Source organism: Myroides gitamensis, assembly GCF_029894455.1.
In the GTDB taxonomy this organism is placed as follows: Bacteria; Bacteroidota; Bacteroidia; order Flavobacteriales; family Flavobacteriaceae; genus Flavobacterium; species Flavobacterium odoratum.
In genome coordinates, this window is the sequence record NZ_JARYHN010000001.1 from 2,036,658 (window position 1) to 2,051,396 (window position 14,739).

General features: G+C 35.7%; 17 protein-coding genes, 1 tRNA gene and 1 pseudogene. 8 read left to right on the plus strand and 11 right to left on the minus strand.

Annotated elements, in window-relative coordinates; genetic code table 11:
* Together M2306_RS09010 and M2306_RS09015 are read left to right on the plus strand one after the other, a co-directional pair.
* A pseudogene (locus M2306_RS09010) lies at nucleotides 1-538 on the plus strand (Crp/Fnr family transcriptional regulator).
* A 52-nt stretch (nucleotides 539-590) separates the two neighbouring features.
* Nucleotides 591-1,151: a DinB family protein gene (locus tag M2306_RS09015; protein ID WP_259190033.1), complete on the plus strand. Its 561-nt coding sequence runs from the start codon at nucleotides 591-593 to the stop codon at nucleotides 1,149-1,151.
* 430 nt (nucleotides 1,152-1,581) lie between these two features.
* On the opposite strand, the gene M2306_RS09020 is transcribed toward M2306_RS09015, so the two are convergent.
* Nucleotides 1,582-3,336 carry an MFS transporter gene (locus M2306_RS09020; RefSeq protein WP_259190032.1) on the minus strand — a complete coding sequence of 585 codons (1,755 nt, stop codon included), beginning with the start codon at nucleotides 3,334-3,336 and terminating at the stop codon, nucleotides 1,582-1,584.
* Nucleotides 3,337-3,468: 132 nt separating this feature from the next.
* Here M2306_RS09020 and M2306_RS09025 point away from each other — a divergent pair, with 132 nt between their 5' ends.
* The 3 genes from M2306_RS09025 (at nucleotide 3,469) to M2306_RS09035 (ending at nucleotide 5,631) form a co-directional block, all read left to right on the plus strand.
* A complete protein-coding gene (locus tag M2306_RS09025) occupies nucleotides 3,469-4,374 on the plus strand; it encodes a hypothetical protein (RefSeq protein ID WP_498882826.1) in 906 nt (301 codons plus the stop codon).
* Nucleotides 4,375-4,586: 212 nt separating this feature from the next.
* Entirely contained in the window at nucleotides 4,587-4,961 is a 375-nt protein-coding gene (locus M2306_RS09030) for a hypothetical protein (protein ID WP_259190024.1), read from the plus strand.
* Between the two features lie 13 nt (nucleotides 4,962-4,974).
* The gene (locus tag M2306_RS09035; RefSeq protein WP_115089747.1) at nucleotides 4,975-5,631 is read left to right on the plus strand and encodes a hypothetical protein; all 657 of its coding nucleotides are present in this window, start codon (nucleotides 4,975-4,977) and stop codon (nucleotides 5,629-5,631) included.
* A 43-nt stretch (nucleotides 5,632-5,674) separates the two neighbouring features.
* Here M2306_RS09035 and M2306_RS09040 read toward each other — a convergent pair whose 3' ends face one another.
* The 8 genes from M2306_RS09040 to pyrR all read right to left on the minus strand — a co-directional run bounded on the left by M2306_RS09040 (nucleotide 5,675) and on the right by pyrR (nucleotide 10,055).
* Nucleotides 5,675-6,235 (minus strand): DUF8465 domain-containing protein, encoded by a 561-nt coding sequence (locus tag M2306_RS09040; protein ID WP_259190014.1) that lies wholly within the window; start codon nucleotides 6,233-6,235, stop codon nucleotides 5,675-5,677.
* The gene (locus M2306_RS09045) at nucleotides 6,225-6,506 is read right to left on the minus strand and encodes a hypothetical protein (protein ID WP_259190012.1); all 282 of its coding nucleotides are present in this window, start codon (nucleotides 6,504-6,506) and stop codon (nucleotides 6,225-6,227) included. The genes M2306_RS09040 and M2306_RS09045 overlap by 11 nt, the downstream gene beginning before the upstream one ends.
* A 13-nt stretch (nucleotides 6,507-6,519) precedes the next feature.
* Nucleotides 6,520-7,167, minus strand: a complete 648-nt coding sequence (gene pdxH, locus M2306_RS09050) for a pyridoxamine 5'-phosphate oxidase (protein ID WP_259190011.1) — start codon at nucleotides 7,165-7,167, stop codon at nucleotides 6,520-6,522.
* Nucleotides 7,168-7,176: 9 nt separating this feature from the next.
* A complete protein-coding gene (locus tag M2306_RS09055) occupies nucleotides 7,177-8,091 on the minus strand; it encodes a ribonuclease Z (RefSeq protein ID WP_115089744.1) in 915 nt (304 codons plus the stop codon).
* A gap of 94 nt (nucleotides 8,092-8,185) precedes the next feature.
* Nucleotides 8,186-8,356 (minus strand): hypothetical protein, encoded by a 171-nt coding sequence (locus M2306_RS09060; protein ID WP_498882827.1) that lies wholly within the window; start codon nucleotides 8,354-8,356, stop codon nucleotides 8,186-8,188.
* Entirely contained in the window at nucleotides 8,337-8,528 is a 192-nt protein-coding gene (locus M2306_RS09065) for a hypothetical protein (protein WP_498882828.1), read from the minus strand. Before M2306_RS09065 ends, M2306_RS09060 begins: the two co-directional genes overlap by 20 nt.
* Before the next feature lie 30 nt (nucleotides 8,529-8,558).
* The gene (locus M2306_RS09070; protein WP_259190009.1) at nucleotides 8,559-9,485 is read right to left on the minus strand and encodes an aspartate carbamoyltransferase catalytic subunit; all 927 of its coding nucleotides are present in this window, start codon (nucleotides 9,483-9,485) and stop codon (nucleotides 8,559-8,561) included.
* Between the two features lie 21 nt (nucleotides 9,486-9,506).
* Entirely contained in the window at nucleotides 9,507-10,055 is a 549-nt protein-coding gene (gene pyrR, locus M2306_RS09075) for a bifunctional pyr operon transcriptional regulator/uracil phosphoribosyltransferase PyrR (RefSeq protein WP_115089742.1), read from the minus strand.
* Between the two features lie 217 nt (nucleotides 10,056-10,272).
* Between pyrR and M2306_RS09080 the strand changes: the two genes are divergently transcribed.
* The 3 genes from M2306_RS09080 (at nucleotide 10,273) to M2306_RS09090 (ending at nucleotide 11,786) form a co-directional block, all read left to right on the plus strand.
* On the plus strand, nucleotides 10,273-11,070 hold the full coding sequence (locus M2306_RS09080) for an META domain-containing protein (protein WP_115089741.1): 798 nt from the start codon (nucleotides 10,273-10,275) through the stop codon (nucleotides 11,068-11,070).
* 85 nt (nucleotides 11,071-11,155) lie between these two features.
* Nucleotides 11,156-11,698, plus strand: coding sequence for an NADPH-dependent FMN reductase (locus M2306_RS09085; RefSeq protein ID WP_002991157.1), 543 nt, complete (start codon nucleotides 11,156-11,158; stop codon nucleotides 11,696-11,698).
* 14 nt (nucleotides 11,699-11,712) lie between these two features.
* A tRNA-Ala gene (locus M2306_RS09090) sits at nucleotides 11,713-11,786 on the plus strand.
* Nucleotides 11,787-11,987: 201 nt separating this feature from the next.
* On the opposite strand, the gene M2306_RS09095 is transcribed toward M2306_RS09090, so the two are convergent.
* Entirely contained in the window at nucleotides 11,988-12,845 is an 858-nt protein-coding gene (locus M2306_RS09095; RefSeq protein ID WP_259190005.1) for a hypothetical protein, read from the minus strand.
* Between the two features lie 646 nt (nucleotides 12,846-13,491).
* Nucleotides 13,492-14,349, minus strand: coding sequence for a hypothetical protein (locus M2306_RS09100; RefSeq protein WP_259190002.1), 858 nt, complete (start codon nucleotides 14,347-14,349; stop codon nucleotides 13,492-13,494).
* Nucleotides 14,350-14,739 lie beyond the last annotated feature (390 nt).

Below are 14,739 nucleotides of genomic sequence, written 5' to 3' on the forward strand. Positions count from 1 at the left end.
ATGGACACCATTTCTACTTTATACAACAGCTTAGAACAAGCGAATCACTGGGACAAAACCATCACCTTAAAACGGATGGAATACCTCACACTTGCGCATACTATCGATACCAATATTTACTATATCGAAACAGGGAGTGTGAAAATTTCCATCTACCTGCAGGATCAAGAACACATTATTCGATTTGGTTATCGACATAACTTTATTGCCGCATTGGATAGTTTTATCACCAATAAACCGACCGAATTTCATATCCAAGCCTTAAAAAAAACGACAATTAAAGTCATTAAAAAAGAACATTATCTTCAATTTATTCGCAGTAATGCAGCTCATCAAATTCTTTGGGATACGCTTTTGGAAGGTTTAAATTTTACAACAATTGGAACGCGAAAAAGACTTGCTAATTAAATCACCAGCGGAGCGCTATATGCGTGTTTTACAACGAAGTCCGCGTTTGTTTCAAGAAATTCCAAACAAGTATATTGCGTCTTACTTAGGCATGTCGGCAGAAACCCTATCCCGATTAAAGAAATCTTGACTTGAATCAATTTTTATCTTGAAAATTAAGGTCAATTTTGTCAAAAAATAAAATGGAAACGACTAAACTACTCTCAAACTTACTGGAACTAACGCAACAAATCAAACAGGAAGCTATTGCTTTTCAAGAGCTTCCAGATTTTCTACTTTACACTAGACCTCAACCTGCAAGTTGGAGTGTTTTGGAATGTATAGAACACCTCAATCGATATGGTTATTTTTATATCCCAGAAATCACAATCAGAATAAGCACATCCAAATACACCACTCCCTCTCCTGTATTCAAGAGTGGATTTTTAGGTAATCATTTCGCTAAAAGCATGTTGCCTAAAGCAAAACTCAACAAAATGAAGACATTTAAATCCATGAACCCCAGTACAAGTCATGTAGATCGTGAGGTTTTAACCGTTTTTATTCAACAACAGGACAGTCTGATTGCACTTTTAGAACAAGCTAAAAACATCAATCTAAACCAAACCAAAACATCCATTTCCATAAGTAAATGGATCAAGTTAAAACTAGGAGATACCTTGAAAGTTGTCGTTTTTCACAACCTTAGACACTTGGTGCAAATGCAAAATATTCTCAATAATCTAAAAGAATATGGGGGATGAGGTATGGGTTATGGGGAAATTTTCTAAATAGTTAATTTATCCTTTAATCGATAAAGCTCACAACTTTACGGCTTCACAAATAACAACTTCAAAATTATCCAGTTACTTGGCAAATTGCCATTTACCACTACGCGATTTTCATCCTCTCATCACCGATTCTCTTGTTAACTGGCAAATTGCCATTTGCCACTACGCGATTTTCATTCTCTCATCACCGATCTTCTTGTTAACTGGCAAATTGCCATTTGCCACTACGCGATTTTCATCCTCTCATCACCAATTCTCTTGTTAATTGGCAAATTGCCATTTGCCACTACGCGATTTTCATTCTCTCATCACCAATTCTCTTGTTAACTGGCAAATTGCCATTTGCCACTACGAGATTTTACATCTCATCGCCTCATCTCCTCACCCTCTTACCCCTTAACTCTTAATCAATCTCATCAATCGCAATCCCTTGTTTCTGTAATACTTTTTTCGCTAGGATACCAAAGAGTAACAAATAACCAAAACACACTGCATTTACGATATAAGATTCATGAATACCAATAATATCAGCTAATTTCCCTTGAATTGGAGGCAATATTCCACCACCTAGAATCATCATAATCAAAAACGACGAACCTTGCGCTGTATATTTTCCTAATCCCATAATAGCGATATTAAAAATAGCAGGCCAAAGTACACTGCAAGCCAATCCACCAGCTAAGAAAGCATAAATTGCTAGCATTCCACTAGAGAAGAGTCCAACAATCATAGCCAATAAACCAAACAAGCTAAATAAAACCATCGTACGCGCTGATTTATTTTTACTCCAAAAAGAAAAAACAATTTGAATCGCTACACATAAACTATAGTAATACAAATGTTCAATTTCATTCCCTGCGAAATAATTAGCGAATAAAATAACGAAATACGCTAAAAAAGGTACCGCTATTAAAGCGATTAGCTCATTTCTTTTACTCAATTGAAAAACACTTACTGCACCTGCCCAGCGTCCAATCATCAAGCTTCCCCAATACATCGAGACATAAGGAGCAATTTCAACCGCCTGTAGCGATCCAAACTCTTCCAATTTGAGTAGTTCACCTAAATTACTTCCAATTCCAACCTCAACTCCTACATAAGCAAAGATTGCCAACATTCCCAAAAGCAATTGAGGGTATTGCATCGCTCCCCATCCTTCTTTATTTCTTTGACTTGTAAAATAAGCGAAGGCTATACTTCCAACAATAATCAGCAAAGCTCCCCCTAAAAGGTAGATACGCTTGTTTTCGATTGGGGTTAAGGTTTCTTTGATTTCTTGTTTTAGATTCGTCAACTTTACTTCATTCGCAATCCTTACTTCTTCGTTTTGCTCTACTTTCAATGAACTGATTACCGTTTCTTGTTGCTTTTGCAACGCCGATACGCGTAAATACGCTTCACTTTTATATGTATTAAACACTGGAATAAAAACAGCGACTAATAAGACAGTCATACTCACCAACAACACCATCGCTTTTTTAGCGGGTTTTATCTCTGCACTACTCTTGCTATCTGGTATTTTTTTCGAAAAAAAGAACAATAAAGTAGCCAAGAGAAATAATCCTCCAACTGCCCCGTATAGCAAGGTCATACTATCCAAGCTCAAATGTTGAATTTGGTCATCTGTTAGCGTTTTAGTACTTCCATATAAAGCATAAGCCATTAACAAAGGGCCTATCGTGGTCCCGAGCGAATTAATTCCTCCACCAAGGCTCACTCGACTTGTTCCTGTCTTGGGATCACCAAGCGAAATCGCAAACGGATTGGCTGCAATCTGCTGCAGGGAGAACCCCAAGGCTACAATAAACAACCCCACCAACAACGCCGCGTAAACGCTGATTTGAACAGCCCAAATCATAGCTATTGCACCTCCTGTTGAAAACAACAACCCATACACAATAGAGCGCTTATACCCCCAATTATTCACCACATCTTTCTTCTTCCACGCACTGACTAAAAAAAGCAATAATGCTCCAAAATAATACGCAGTATAAAAAGAAAAATCAATCAATTGAGACTGAAACTGGTCTAAATCAAAAAAAGCCTTACAAAACGGAATGAAAATACTATTCCCCGCAGCGAAAAATCCCCAGAAGAAAAAAACAGTTACTAAGGTGTATAAAGCAGGGTAATTGGTTTTGGTAGTCAATGAATTCATAGCGAATAGCTTACATTTTAAGTTATCTTTAACGTTATCAAAGATAATTAAATAACCTATATCTGCTCTTCATAGTACCTACTTAAGATAAAAAAAGTATTTTTGTATTCTCGATAACGATATATTTATTTTATGAAGAAGGTGTATACCCTGGTAGCTGCTCTAGGCTTATTTGGATTAAGTTCTTGCAACGATGGCAAGCTTACCTATAATGATATTGACTTTTCTACTGTAACCACTGTGAATCGCTGTTCTAGCATCGGTGATGGAGCGAAAGTGTTTTACAAACTAAAAAATACAGAAGCTTTTATCTTAGTTGCGGATATGGACAACATCATGCGTGATGAAAGCATTCAAATTGTAGATGTTGAAATAGACGGAACCAATACTAGTTTAGCGTATAGAAAATATAACAGCAAAGTTGAAACAGCGTCCATTTGTTCTTTTCCAGCGCCTAGTACGCCCTCTGTATTAGAAGAAATTCTAGCTTCACCAGGAGCAACGTTGCGTACACAACGTATGGTTTCAATCAAGAATAATGATAGTAATGTACTCACTGAAGATCACAGTGTGAACTTAACGTATCAGTATAATTTTACCATTTTAAATGTCAATTTCATCGATGGAGATACGAATATCAAATACGATCGTATGCCATTTGGAACCAACAATTACAATTCTAATACCTTAGGATTTAAATTTTTGAACAACGACAATACATTGAAAACAATTAATCCTTGTCAAACGCAATGGATTACTCTTTCTGATAAAGAAGCGATGTTAGTTGAATTGAATGCGGAAGACTTCCCACAAGATACGAGTGAAAAAGTAATTCCTTTATCGGCTGAGCGACCTCTAGCTTATAGACAATATGCTCGTGCTGGGATTAACTTGACAGAAGTTTGTGAAAATGATGGAGATATTCCAGGTAATACGCCAGCAAATAACAATCGCTTGGTTGAAAACTGGACCGCTACAACAGGAGAAATTGTGATTAACACAAGATGGACCAATCCTGCAGAAGGAGCGCCGCGCTAAATTATTGCATGAAATTACGTTGCGCAATGTGGTATTTGCTAAAGCACAGTACAACAACTTAACTTTTGGAAAAGCAATCCTTCCTTTTGGAAGTTTCATCCAAGAATAACCACGGCAACAACCGCTATAAAGTCCCCAATATTGGGGATTTTTTTTTGCTTTCCGCTGAAAGTGTTTCCTTTTAGCTATCTTTAAAATTCTAAACGTTTGCCATGCCTATTCTCATACAACAAGATATCGCAATTCCCTATCCCAAAAAGATGGCTCTTGCTATACAGTTTCCTTATGCAATCGTAGACATTCACAATAGTTTTGATTACTTAGAGGAAGTATGGGAAATGCTTGTACAGACGCTTTCAACTGCACTAGAGGAAGCAGGAATAACCATCCTAGAAGGAAAAACGCACATTAACGACGACTATACATGTATTGCGTATCAACTTGTTCTTTTAGTCACTCCTCCGAAGGTAAACTTTGCTTTTCTCTATGCAATATTGAAACAAGAGGAGTTGCCTCATCAGTTTACAATAACAACAGCTAATCCTTATAACAACCAAGAAGTCGATATTTTAGTACAAACCAACTAATTCCGTTTTATCTATGATACTCAGTACAACCCATAGCAAGAATCTTCCTACACCCGAAGAGCTTCAAAAACGCTGTAAATCACTCGCTATTTTAGATGCGATTTTTAGTCCAACATGGGAATACCGCTATTATTCCTATAACGCCCACTGGGATACTGAAGAAGAGTTTTTCCAGATGCGAGATGGTGAAGGTGATGAAATGCTTATTCTTTTTAAGGCGTCCGGAGCAGTTATCAATGGGTTTGCGCATGAATTATATGACTATGAAAGTCAATTACCCAACAAAGGCACCTTAACCCACCAATTACCTGAAGTATATACTGGTTTTATCTATGGGGAGCCCGTAGCGTCTATTGGGACAACCTACTGCCTTTGGACAGATGATGAGTATATTTGGCAAAGAGGGGAAATTGAATATGAAGAAGATGGTTCTGAGGACCAGTTATACATTTTAGATGGAAATCCCCAAACCTATATTCAATGGGCCATTGATTACCATTTTGATGGAGAGGAAGAAGCGATGACACCGCTTATGCGAGAAACTATTGCAGCCCTTTATCAAGGTGCACCATTAACGAAAGCTATAGTACTTGCCCTTCAAAGTGATTTTGATGATTGGCAACAGCTCCAAGAAGATTTACACGATATCAATTACCCTAATACCCTATAAAAAAGAAAAGTCCATGCTAGCATGGACTTTTCTTTTTATCTATTTATCGATTTGGATTTTGCTTGATGTAAATTTGTGTAGCGCCCACACCGTATTTCTGGTAATTTGCATCTTCTGCAACAACCTCAGCATAACGGCTAAACAAAAATTCTAATTCGGCTTTCAGTACCCCCTCGCCTACTCCATGTATGAATACAATACGCGGAATTCGATTGCGGATAGCAAACTCAAGTTGCCCTCTAGCAGCATCCAATTGTAACGTCAGTATATCGTGTTTTTCCATGCGTCTATAGTCCTTGGTCAATTTTTCAATATGCAAATCAACCTCTAAGACGAACTCATCTTTACGCGATTTCTTTTCTTTGACAAACGATCTTTTTTTAGGTTCAACTTTACTTTGCAAAGCTTCTTGAATTGAACCTTTAGAACTCGCAGATTTAAAATCTACTTCTTGATCTTTTCCTATTTTCAACAACTCTGAGGGTTTGTAATTCAATACAAATCCATCCTTTGTTTCTATAGTTACCTGATCTCCTTGAATTTGGGTTATAATCCCCTCTTCATTTTCATCTAATACTTGTACATAATCTCCTTTACTTAACATCGTGCTTCCTATTACTTTTTTTATCTACTACAGTTATCGAATAGTCCTCCGTTGCTTCCTCTGCATCAGTAGGAGCATCAGAACGAACCATTAATGATTTTTTCGGTGCATTACTCGGTGTCTTTTGCATGAGACGAGCCATGGCTAAAAAGAATAAAGCGACTCCAATGACTTGTACCCATAATCGAGGCTGATTTGATGCTTGTTCCATTAAGGCCCAAATCATAAAGCCAACCACAACAAGAGGAAGTATTATTTGCTGTATTTTCATTTCTATTCTATTTTTAAGGCGCTAAACGTTCAATTTTCCAATCCAATTGATCCGCTGTTAAGGTATAGCGAATACGGTCATGTAGGCGATTAGGTCTTCCTTGCCAGAATTCAATACTCACAGGCTCCACACAAAAACCACCCCAATGTTTTGGGCGATGAACGGTATCTTCTGTTGCTGTTTGTTCTAATTCTTTTAATGTTTGCACCAAACCTTCATAAGATTCAATAACCTCACTTTGGTTGGAAACAATAGCGCCCAAACGACTTCCCAAAGGACGACTATCGAAATAATTATCCGATTGGTTGTCGCTAACTTTTTTTGCTATTCCTTTGATAATCACTTGACGTTCCATCGAAGGCCAAAAAAAAGATAGACATATATGGGGATTCGCTGAAATTGCTTTTCCTTTTTCTGACTGATAATTGGTAAAGAATACAAAGCCATTTTCATCATATGATTTCAACAACACCACTCTTGCTTTGGGAAACCCATCCAAGCCAATAGACGAAACAGTCATGGCATTCACTTCTTCCACCCCTCCAAAATCTTCTACTTCGCAAAACCATTGGCGAAATTGCATCATGGGATTAGGATTGACTTCCGCTTCAATCAGTACCTGTTTTTCGTATGATTTTCTATAGTTACTTAAATCGTTCATTGTATTGGTTTATTTAGTGAAATCAAAGATAACACCATCATCGGCATTTTCTATCGTTCCCTCAAAAACTTCTGCTGCTTCTTTCTTAAAAAGGCTGATATCATCGTATCGGGTTGAATAATGTCCTAATACCAATGTTTTTGCACCTGCTAATTTTGCAATCATCGCTGCTTGTTTTGCTGTACAGTGTTTGGTACGTTCTGTATAATGGGCCTCTGATTCTAAAAAAGTACTTTCATGGTATAAGACATCCACCTCTTTGATAATCGGTACAATTGCTTCTGAATAGTACGTATCGGAGCAAAAAGCATAGCTCTCCGTAGGTTCCGGATCATAGGTAATATCCTCATTACGCACTAGCGTTCCATCCTCTAACGTTATATCTCCTCCTTGCTTTATCTTTCGATAATAACAGTGATCAATTCCTAAATCTTCAATGGCACCAATTCTCAACTTTCGATCCCCTGGTTTAGATTCAAACAAATAACCATTGGTATACACGCGGTGATCTAAAGGAATGGTACGTACAATCACGCGATCATCCTCAAAGACAACCTCACTTTCTTTGCTTTCTAATTCATGGAAATACAAATTATAGCCAGTAAAAGAATTACTCAATCGCAATTGCAATAAAATAATTTCTTTAATTCCTTTCGGTCCATAGACATGTAAATCACTCTGTCTATTTAAAAGAGAATAGGTTGAAATCAAACCAATTAAACCATACAGATGATCTCCGTGTAAATGTGAAATGAAAATATGGTTAATTCGTTGAAACTTAAGTTTTTTCTTTCTTAATTGGATTTGAGTACCTTCTCCAGCATCAATCAAAAACATATGTCCATTTAGCTCCAAAACTTGAGAAGTTGGATTAGTCATTGTTCTTGGTGTAGCTGCATAACAACCTAATATAGTAAGTTTCAATGGGTCAAGATTTTATAATTCGTGCTTGTAAGTTACAAAAAAGCCCAGAGCATACAAAAGAAAAAGGCTTAATTACCTTAAGCCTTTTCTATTTCTATAATTCTAAATCACGTTGAATTTCATCCATTTCAATCAAATCGAAAGCTTCCTGTTTGGTTGGCACAACAATTAGATCTCCATCAAAGTCATTAAAATTAACTTCTGAGAGCACAATGACGAATGATTTATTTGCGTTTTCCATGTGTTCAATTGCTAATTCTTCCATGGTTTCTAGCGTTTTCTTCCGTGATTGTTTCTTGTGAACCTGACAAATCTAGCACGAGATTAAACGTTTGAAACAAAGCCTTGTATTGGTCTGTTATCTTCTGCACTAATCCCGTTATCGTATCGCTTCCAATCTGGATTACTTTGGTGTGTCCTTTCTCCGTAACTTTCATTTTTCTTTTTGTTTTATAGTACTAAAGTAGCTATTTAATTTTGGATGCCAAAAGATAAATCACCGCCATGCGGATGGCTACTCCATTTTCTACTTGATCCAAAATAACAGATTGTTGAGAATCAGCAACATCAGATGTAATCTCAACCCCTCTATTGATTGGTCCTGGGTGCATTACTACAATTTCTTTATCTAAAGAATCTAAGATTTCTTTCGTCAAACCGTATTGTTGAGCGTATTCTCTTGTATTAGGGAAATAGCTAAAGTCCAAACGCTCATTTTGCACGCGTAGCATATTCGCTACATCACACCATTCTAGCGCTTTTCTCAAATTAGGTTCTACCTTTACCCCTAGGCTTTCAATATATTTTGGAATTAATGTTTTAGGTCCGCAAACGCGTACTTCTGCTCCTTGCATTTGCAGGGCAAAAATATTGGATAAAGCCACACGTGAATGTAAAATATCCCCAACAATCACCACTTTTTTACCCGCTACATCGCCTAATCTTTCGCGAATAGAATAGCTATCCAAAAGTGCTTGCGTTGGGTGTTCGTGTGCTCCATCACCAGCATTTACAATACTCGCTTTCACATTTTTAGACAAAAAATAAGCGGCTCCTGGATTGCTATGACGCATAACTACCATGTCCACTTTCATTGCTAAAATATTATTTACGGTATCAATCAATGTTTCTCCTTTTTTAACGGAAGATTGAGCAGAGGAAAAACTGATAACATCCGCTGATAATCGCTTTTGAGCCAACTCAAAAGACAATTTTGTTCGTGTACTGTTTTCAAAAAAGATATTGGCAATAGTAATATCTCGTAGTGAAGGTACTTTTTTGATGGGTCTATTGATTACTTCTTTAAAATGATCTGCTGTTTCAAAAATCAAATCAATATCCGCTTTATTAATATATTTTATTCCTAATAGGTGATCTACACTTAATTCTTTCATTACTTCAACTAGATTTTCCGTTTAATTATTGTCAAATTCTTCCAAATAGATGCAATCGCTCGTACCATCTTCAGACCAATGCACGCGTACCGCTTCTTGGTCAAAGGCATCTACCTGTCTTCCTCTATAATCTGGTTGAATAGGCAAATGACGACTAAATCTTCTGTCTATTAGCACCAATAATTCAATTTCTGCAGGTCGTCCAAACGATTGAATAGCAGTCAAAGCTGCACGAATGCTACGTCCTGTATATAAAACATCATCAATAAAAACTACTTTCTTATCTTCAACAAGAAAGTCAATTTCAGTTCGATTTGCTTCAAGTGGTTTTTGATTTCTCCTAAAATCATCGCGGAAAAACGTAATATCCAAATATCCTAAAGGAACATCTGTAATATTGTATTCTGTTTCCAAAATGGCTTTGATTCGCTTCGCTAAATATTTACCACGGGGTTGAATACCAATCAGTAATGTATTGGAAAAATCCAAGTGATTTTCCACCAACTGACAGGCCAAACGATGAAGAATAATATCAATCTCTTTTGAAGTAAGTAATACTTTTGGATTCATATAAAAAAGAGTTGTGTTTGGGGAGTAAAATTACAATTAATTATGCTTCTCACCCAATTTATCATCAATAAATTAAAAGATAAAATCCAAGGGGTCTTCAAGTCTTCCTTCTGACTTTCCTTTCGTCTAAAATGTTAGATTGCTGTTAAGTATTATTTTATCTCCTATCGAAACAGTTAATTCACTATCTTTAAGAACCTAAAAACACACCGCTGCTATGAATAAAATCTACCTAACCTTATTGGTCTTGCTCGCCTTTGTCCCTCAGGCACAAGCTCAAATTCCACAGGATTCTATCCTCAATACGACTTGGATTTTAACGCAAGCAACCAATATATTACCCATTCAGCGACAAACCACTTTGCAAATCAATACCATTAAATACGAGATTAAGGGATTTGCAGGATGTAATAATTATACCTTACCGATCAAACAGATCAAGGAAAGAAGAAACTACACCCAAATTACAACAGCTGCGATTATCACCAATGATAATAGTTGTACCAAAAATGTCAATGAATTTGAAAAGGCCTTTTTACAAGCCTTAAGTAATCAACGGCTTCGAGTAGAAACGGATCAAGCAAAACTAACAATCGTAAATGAGAACAAACAGACGTTTACCTTTTCAGTACAACCTCAAAATCCTTTACTCAATTACATTGAAAAGCATGCGTGGAAATTAATTCAACTCAAGGGAAACAGCGATCGCGTGTATCATCCTTATTTGACTTTTGACTTTCACAGCAATACCGTTTCTGGTTTTACAGGTTGTAGCTATTTTACAGGTAAGATTGCCATCAGCAATGCCTTAAATAAAATCCAGTTTTTCGATTTAGAGGTCAAAAAGAGAACGTGTATGTCGACCAATCGCAAAACGGTCGAAAAAGATTTTATTCAGCTGCTAGAAGGGGAAACCTTCTCTTTTGATGTAGCCGAACAAACGCTTAATTTATATCAAGATAATACCCTACTCCTAATGTTTGGTTTTATTCCGAAGCACTTCATCTCGGAATAAGCAGACATATTTTCGCACGTTAAAAAGACAAGGTGACAAATATTTATCGTAAATTGTAAGCCGTAAAAAAACACGAAATAGTTTTATGAAAGCTTTAATTTTTAATGGTTCTTTGGATGAAGAATCTTTTAGAACGTCACGACGTATTGCCCAATTCTATGCTGACGAATTCATAAAGGCTAACCTAGAGGTAGAACAAGTACACTTATCTGATTATCAGATCCCTATATTCCAAGCAAAACACATGGAAACCCCTCCTCAAGATGTTACCCGATTTATTGATGCCTTTCGCGCTGCGGATGTCATGATTTGGTTAACTCCTTTATATCACGGAGGTATGACGGGAGTAATGAAAAACGCGCTAGATTGGTTGGAACTCACTTCTCGCGATACACCGGCGTATTTGACCAATAAGATTATTGGTTTTACGTGTTGGTCCGCAGGGAATCAAGCCATGCAAGGGATTCAGGCCTTAGATAATGTTGCCAAAGCATTAAGAGCCTGGTCTTTACCTTATAGTATTCCAATTAGCAATATGGATTTATACATTAATAATGAAATTGCTGATGTATATCAGAAAAAAATGAGTATGTTAGCGCAACTTTTAATCGAGAGTAAAACTCGATAAAAAAGCAAAAGGTTGGGGATGTAGCTCAGTTGGCTAGAGTGCTTGACTGGCAGTCAAGAGGTCGTGGGTTCGAGCCCCATCTTCTCCACTAAACAAAAACGCAATCAACTTATAGCTAAGTGATTGCGTTTTTATTTTAAACTATATAGCTTTTAAAAGATGTACTACTTCAACCAAAGTATAAACAAGACAGAGTAGAATCAATTAAGTAGCTATAAAAATAACAAAGCAATCAACTTGTATGAGCTGATTCTTTTATTTTAATCTACTTAATGACAATCACTTAACCTTATTTCAAGTAAACTTCTACTTTACTAGTCGTACTGGCTATTCCTAGTTTATAAGTTTTACCACCATACTCAAAGGTTTCCTTACTTAAATAAGTACTTAGCTCCGTATTGGGAATACAAATTTCTTTCGATTTGATATTATACACCATCTTTTCGTTAAAGAAACTATCATTATATAAAGTAACCCAATCTCCAGTATTACTGTAAATCGCGCTACTATTTACAACAGGAAAATCGGCTTTCAAATATGTCTTATGAATCAAAGATCCACTCTCATAAACTTCTACTTCCGCAAAGAATAATTTTCCAAACCTGGACACCAAGCTTTCTTCACCAGAAGTTGTTGCTACGCCATCTGGATTGCCTTGGGAAAAATCAAAAATAGTATCGCTAAAAGAAAAGCTCGGTGTAGGGACTGTAACCTGATCACTTTCAGAAATAATAGATTTAGAAGAATTAATCAGCGTAATACCAGATAAATAATGACTCGGAATAAAATTTCCAAATTTCTTACCATTAGCAACAAGGTGAGGAGAATACAAACCACCACCTGGAGTTGCTATTACAAAACCAAGAAAACGTTCATTATTATCCGAAAAATCAAAATAAGCAAGACCAAAATACGGTCTAACGACAAACGTTAAATTTGTTTTGTTCTTAAAAACATACTTAATCGATCCCGTTTGTAATCGACTAACTCCTCCATCATACTCATAGTAAGGGGATGTATACCCAATAAGTGAATCAATCGTACTAACATCTTTTGACTCAGAAGAATTCAAAGGTGCTGGATCTTCTTGTGAACAAGAAAATAATAATAATAATAAGGCAAAACCTAAAATAAAAACTTTTTTCATAATACTAAATTTTAATTAATAACACTATAAAATTAACATCAAAACAAATCAATTAAAACGCAAATAAAAGAATCAAACCCATTTAAGTAACAAAACAATACAATTAACACTATAGTAAAAACAACTGTACTTTTTTAAAAAAAGAACACAAAAACACCTTCAAAATGAGGTACTGCGGAAGTACAAAAAAAATAGGCTACACTCCTATAAAAAATAAAAATCATACTGAACAGTAATTTTAACAAAACTGCTTGTTTTTCTTTTTCTAGCATACTTCATTTTCCCTTTTCGATAGAAGTGAAGTGAAGCTATGGTACTATTTCGGAAAGTAGTTGTGAAGCGTATCAAAATAAACAAATAAGACACTATATATCAAGGATATAAAAACTTTTTCCTAAAACAATCTAGTGTAAAAATCCAAACAGTGACTTGAATACATTGGAAAAACACCAATGTTCAATAGTTGGTTCACCCACAAAGAATATCTTACTTCTACATTTCACTCATTAAATTCAACGAAATCATGCAGCGATCATATTGAGCATAAAACTGACAAGCTATTACTCTCGAAATTTTAGATAAACAACGCAATCAAATCATACAAATGATTGCGCTGTTTCACTTATTGGGTTATAACCACTTAACTTTATTTCAAGTAAACTTCTACTTTACTAGTCGTACTGGCTATTCCTACTTTATAAGTTTTGCCACCATAAACAAAGGTTTCCTTACTTAAATAAGTACTTAGTTCCGTATTGGGAATACAAATTTCTGTTGTATGGATATTATACACCATCTTTTCACCAAAGAAACTATCGTTATACAACGTACGCCAATTGCCTGTATTACTATAAATAGAACTACTATTTACAAGAGGAAAATCGGCTTTCAAATACGTCTCGAAAATCAAAACCCCATTTTTATAAACTTCTACCTCAGCGTAGAATAACTTTCCAAAGCCCGCTATAGCCATTGTTTCACGAGAAGTCGATGCTACTCCATCTGGATTACCTTGCGAAAAATCAAAAAGATTCGCCCTTGTAGAAAAACCTGGTATAGGGACTGTAAGCTGAGGAGAAGTAGAGATTATAGATTTAGTTGAATTAATCAACGTAATAGGATTTGAGTAATGACTAGCTATGTAATTTCCAAATTTTTTACCATTAGCAGTCAAGTGAATTCCATCAAAACCACTAACTGGATCTACTAAGTCGAACCCACGAAAAAGCAAATCATCCACGCCTCCATTCCCATAATCACAAAAACCAAGGCCAAAAAAAGGTGTAATTTTAAACGTTAAATTTGTTTCGTTATTAAAAAGATATTCAATCTGTCCTGTTTCTAATTGACTACCATATCCGTCCTCATTATAAGGGGATTTATACCCAATAAGCGGATCAATCGTACTCACATCTTTTGACTCAGCAGAGTTCAAAGACTCGGTATCTTCTTGTGAACAAGAAAACAACAATAAGGCAAAACCTAAAATAAAAACTTTTTTCATACTATTAAATTTTAATTACAAACAGTATAAAATTAACAGCAAAACACATCAATTAAAACGCAAATAAAAGAATCAAACCTATTTAATTAACAAAACAATATGCTTAACACTATAGTAAAAACAACTGTACTTTTTTAAAAAAAGTACACAAAACACCTTCCAAATGAAGTGTTGCGGAAGTACAAAAAACAATAGGCTACACTCCTATAAAAAAATAAAAATCATACTGAACAGTAATTTTAACAAAACTGCTTGTTTTTCTTTTTCTAGCATACTTCATTTTCCCTTTTCGATAGAAGAAAAGTAAATCAGTGTTATCATTTTCGAAAGCTAACTAGTATACTCATTATAGTATATTTTCATCACCGCAACCTAAATTAATACGACAAA

Excerpts from the sequence above, each read along its gene's own strand:
- M2306_RS09070 (WP_259190009.1), bottom strand. The coding sequence starts at position 9,485 with ATGAAAGAATTAAGTGTAGATCACCTATTAGGAATAAAATATATTAAT.
- M2306_RS09025 (WP_498882826.1), top strand. The coding sequence starts at position 3,469 with ATGAAGAAGGTGTATACCCTGGTAGCTGCTCTAGGCTTATTTGGATTA.
- M2306_RS09035 (WP_115089747.1), top strand. The coding sequence starts at position 4,975 with ATGATACTCAGTACAACCCATAGCAAGAATCTTCCTACACCCGAAGAG.
- M2306_RS09030 (WP_259190024.1), top strand. The coding sequence starts at position 4,587 with ATGCCTATTCTCATACAACAAGATATCGCAATTCCCTATCCCAAAAAG.
- pyrR (WP_115089742.1), bottom strand. The coding sequence starts at position 10,055 with ATGAATCCAAAAGTATTACTTACTTCAAAAGAGATTGATATTATTCTT.
- M2306_RS09080 (WP_115089741.1), top strand. The coding sequence starts at position 10,273 with ATGAATAAAATCTACCTAACCTTATTGGTCTTGCTCGCCTTTGTCCCT.
- M2306_RS09085 (WP_002991157.1), top strand. The coding sequence starts at position 11,156 with ATGAAAGCTTTAATTTTTAATGGTTCTTTGGATGAAGAATCTTTTAGA.
- M2306_RS09065 (WP_498882828.1), bottom strand. The coding sequence starts at position 8,528 with ATGAAAGTTACGGAGAAAGGACACACCAAAGTAATCCAGATTGGAAGC.
- M2306_RS09040 (WP_259190014.1), bottom strand. The coding sequence starts at position 6,235 with ATGTTAAGTAAAGGAGATTATGTACAAGTATTAGATGAAAATGAAGAG.
- M2306_RS09045 (WP_259190012.1), bottom strand. The coding sequence starts at position 6,506 with ATGAAAATACAGCAAATAATACTTCCTCTTGTTGTGGTTGGCTTTATG.
- pdxH (WP_259190011.1), bottom strand. The coding sequence starts at position 7,167 with ATGAACGATTTAAGTAACTATAGAAAATCATACGAAAAACAGGTACTG.
- M2306_RS09060 (WP_498882827.1), bottom strand. The coding sequence starts at position 8,356 with ATGGAAGAATTAGCAATTGAACACATGGAAAACGCAAATAAATCATTC.
- M2306_RS09095 (WP_259190005.1), bottom strand. The coding sequence starts at position 12,845 with ATGAAAAAAGTTTTTATTTTAGGTTTTGCCTTATTATTATTATTATTT.
- M2306_RS09100 (WP_259190002.1), bottom strand. The coding sequence starts at position 14,349 with ATGAAAAAAGTTTTTATTTTAGGTTTTGCCTTATTGTTGTTTTCTTGT.
- M2306_RS09020 (WP_259190032.1), bottom strand. The coding sequence starts at position 3,336 with ATGAATTCATTGACTACCAAAACCAATTACCCTGCTTTATACACCTTA.
- M2306_RS09015 (WP_259190033.1), top strand. The coding sequence starts at position 591 with ATGGAAACGACTAAACTACTCTCAAACTTACTGGAACTAACGCAACAA.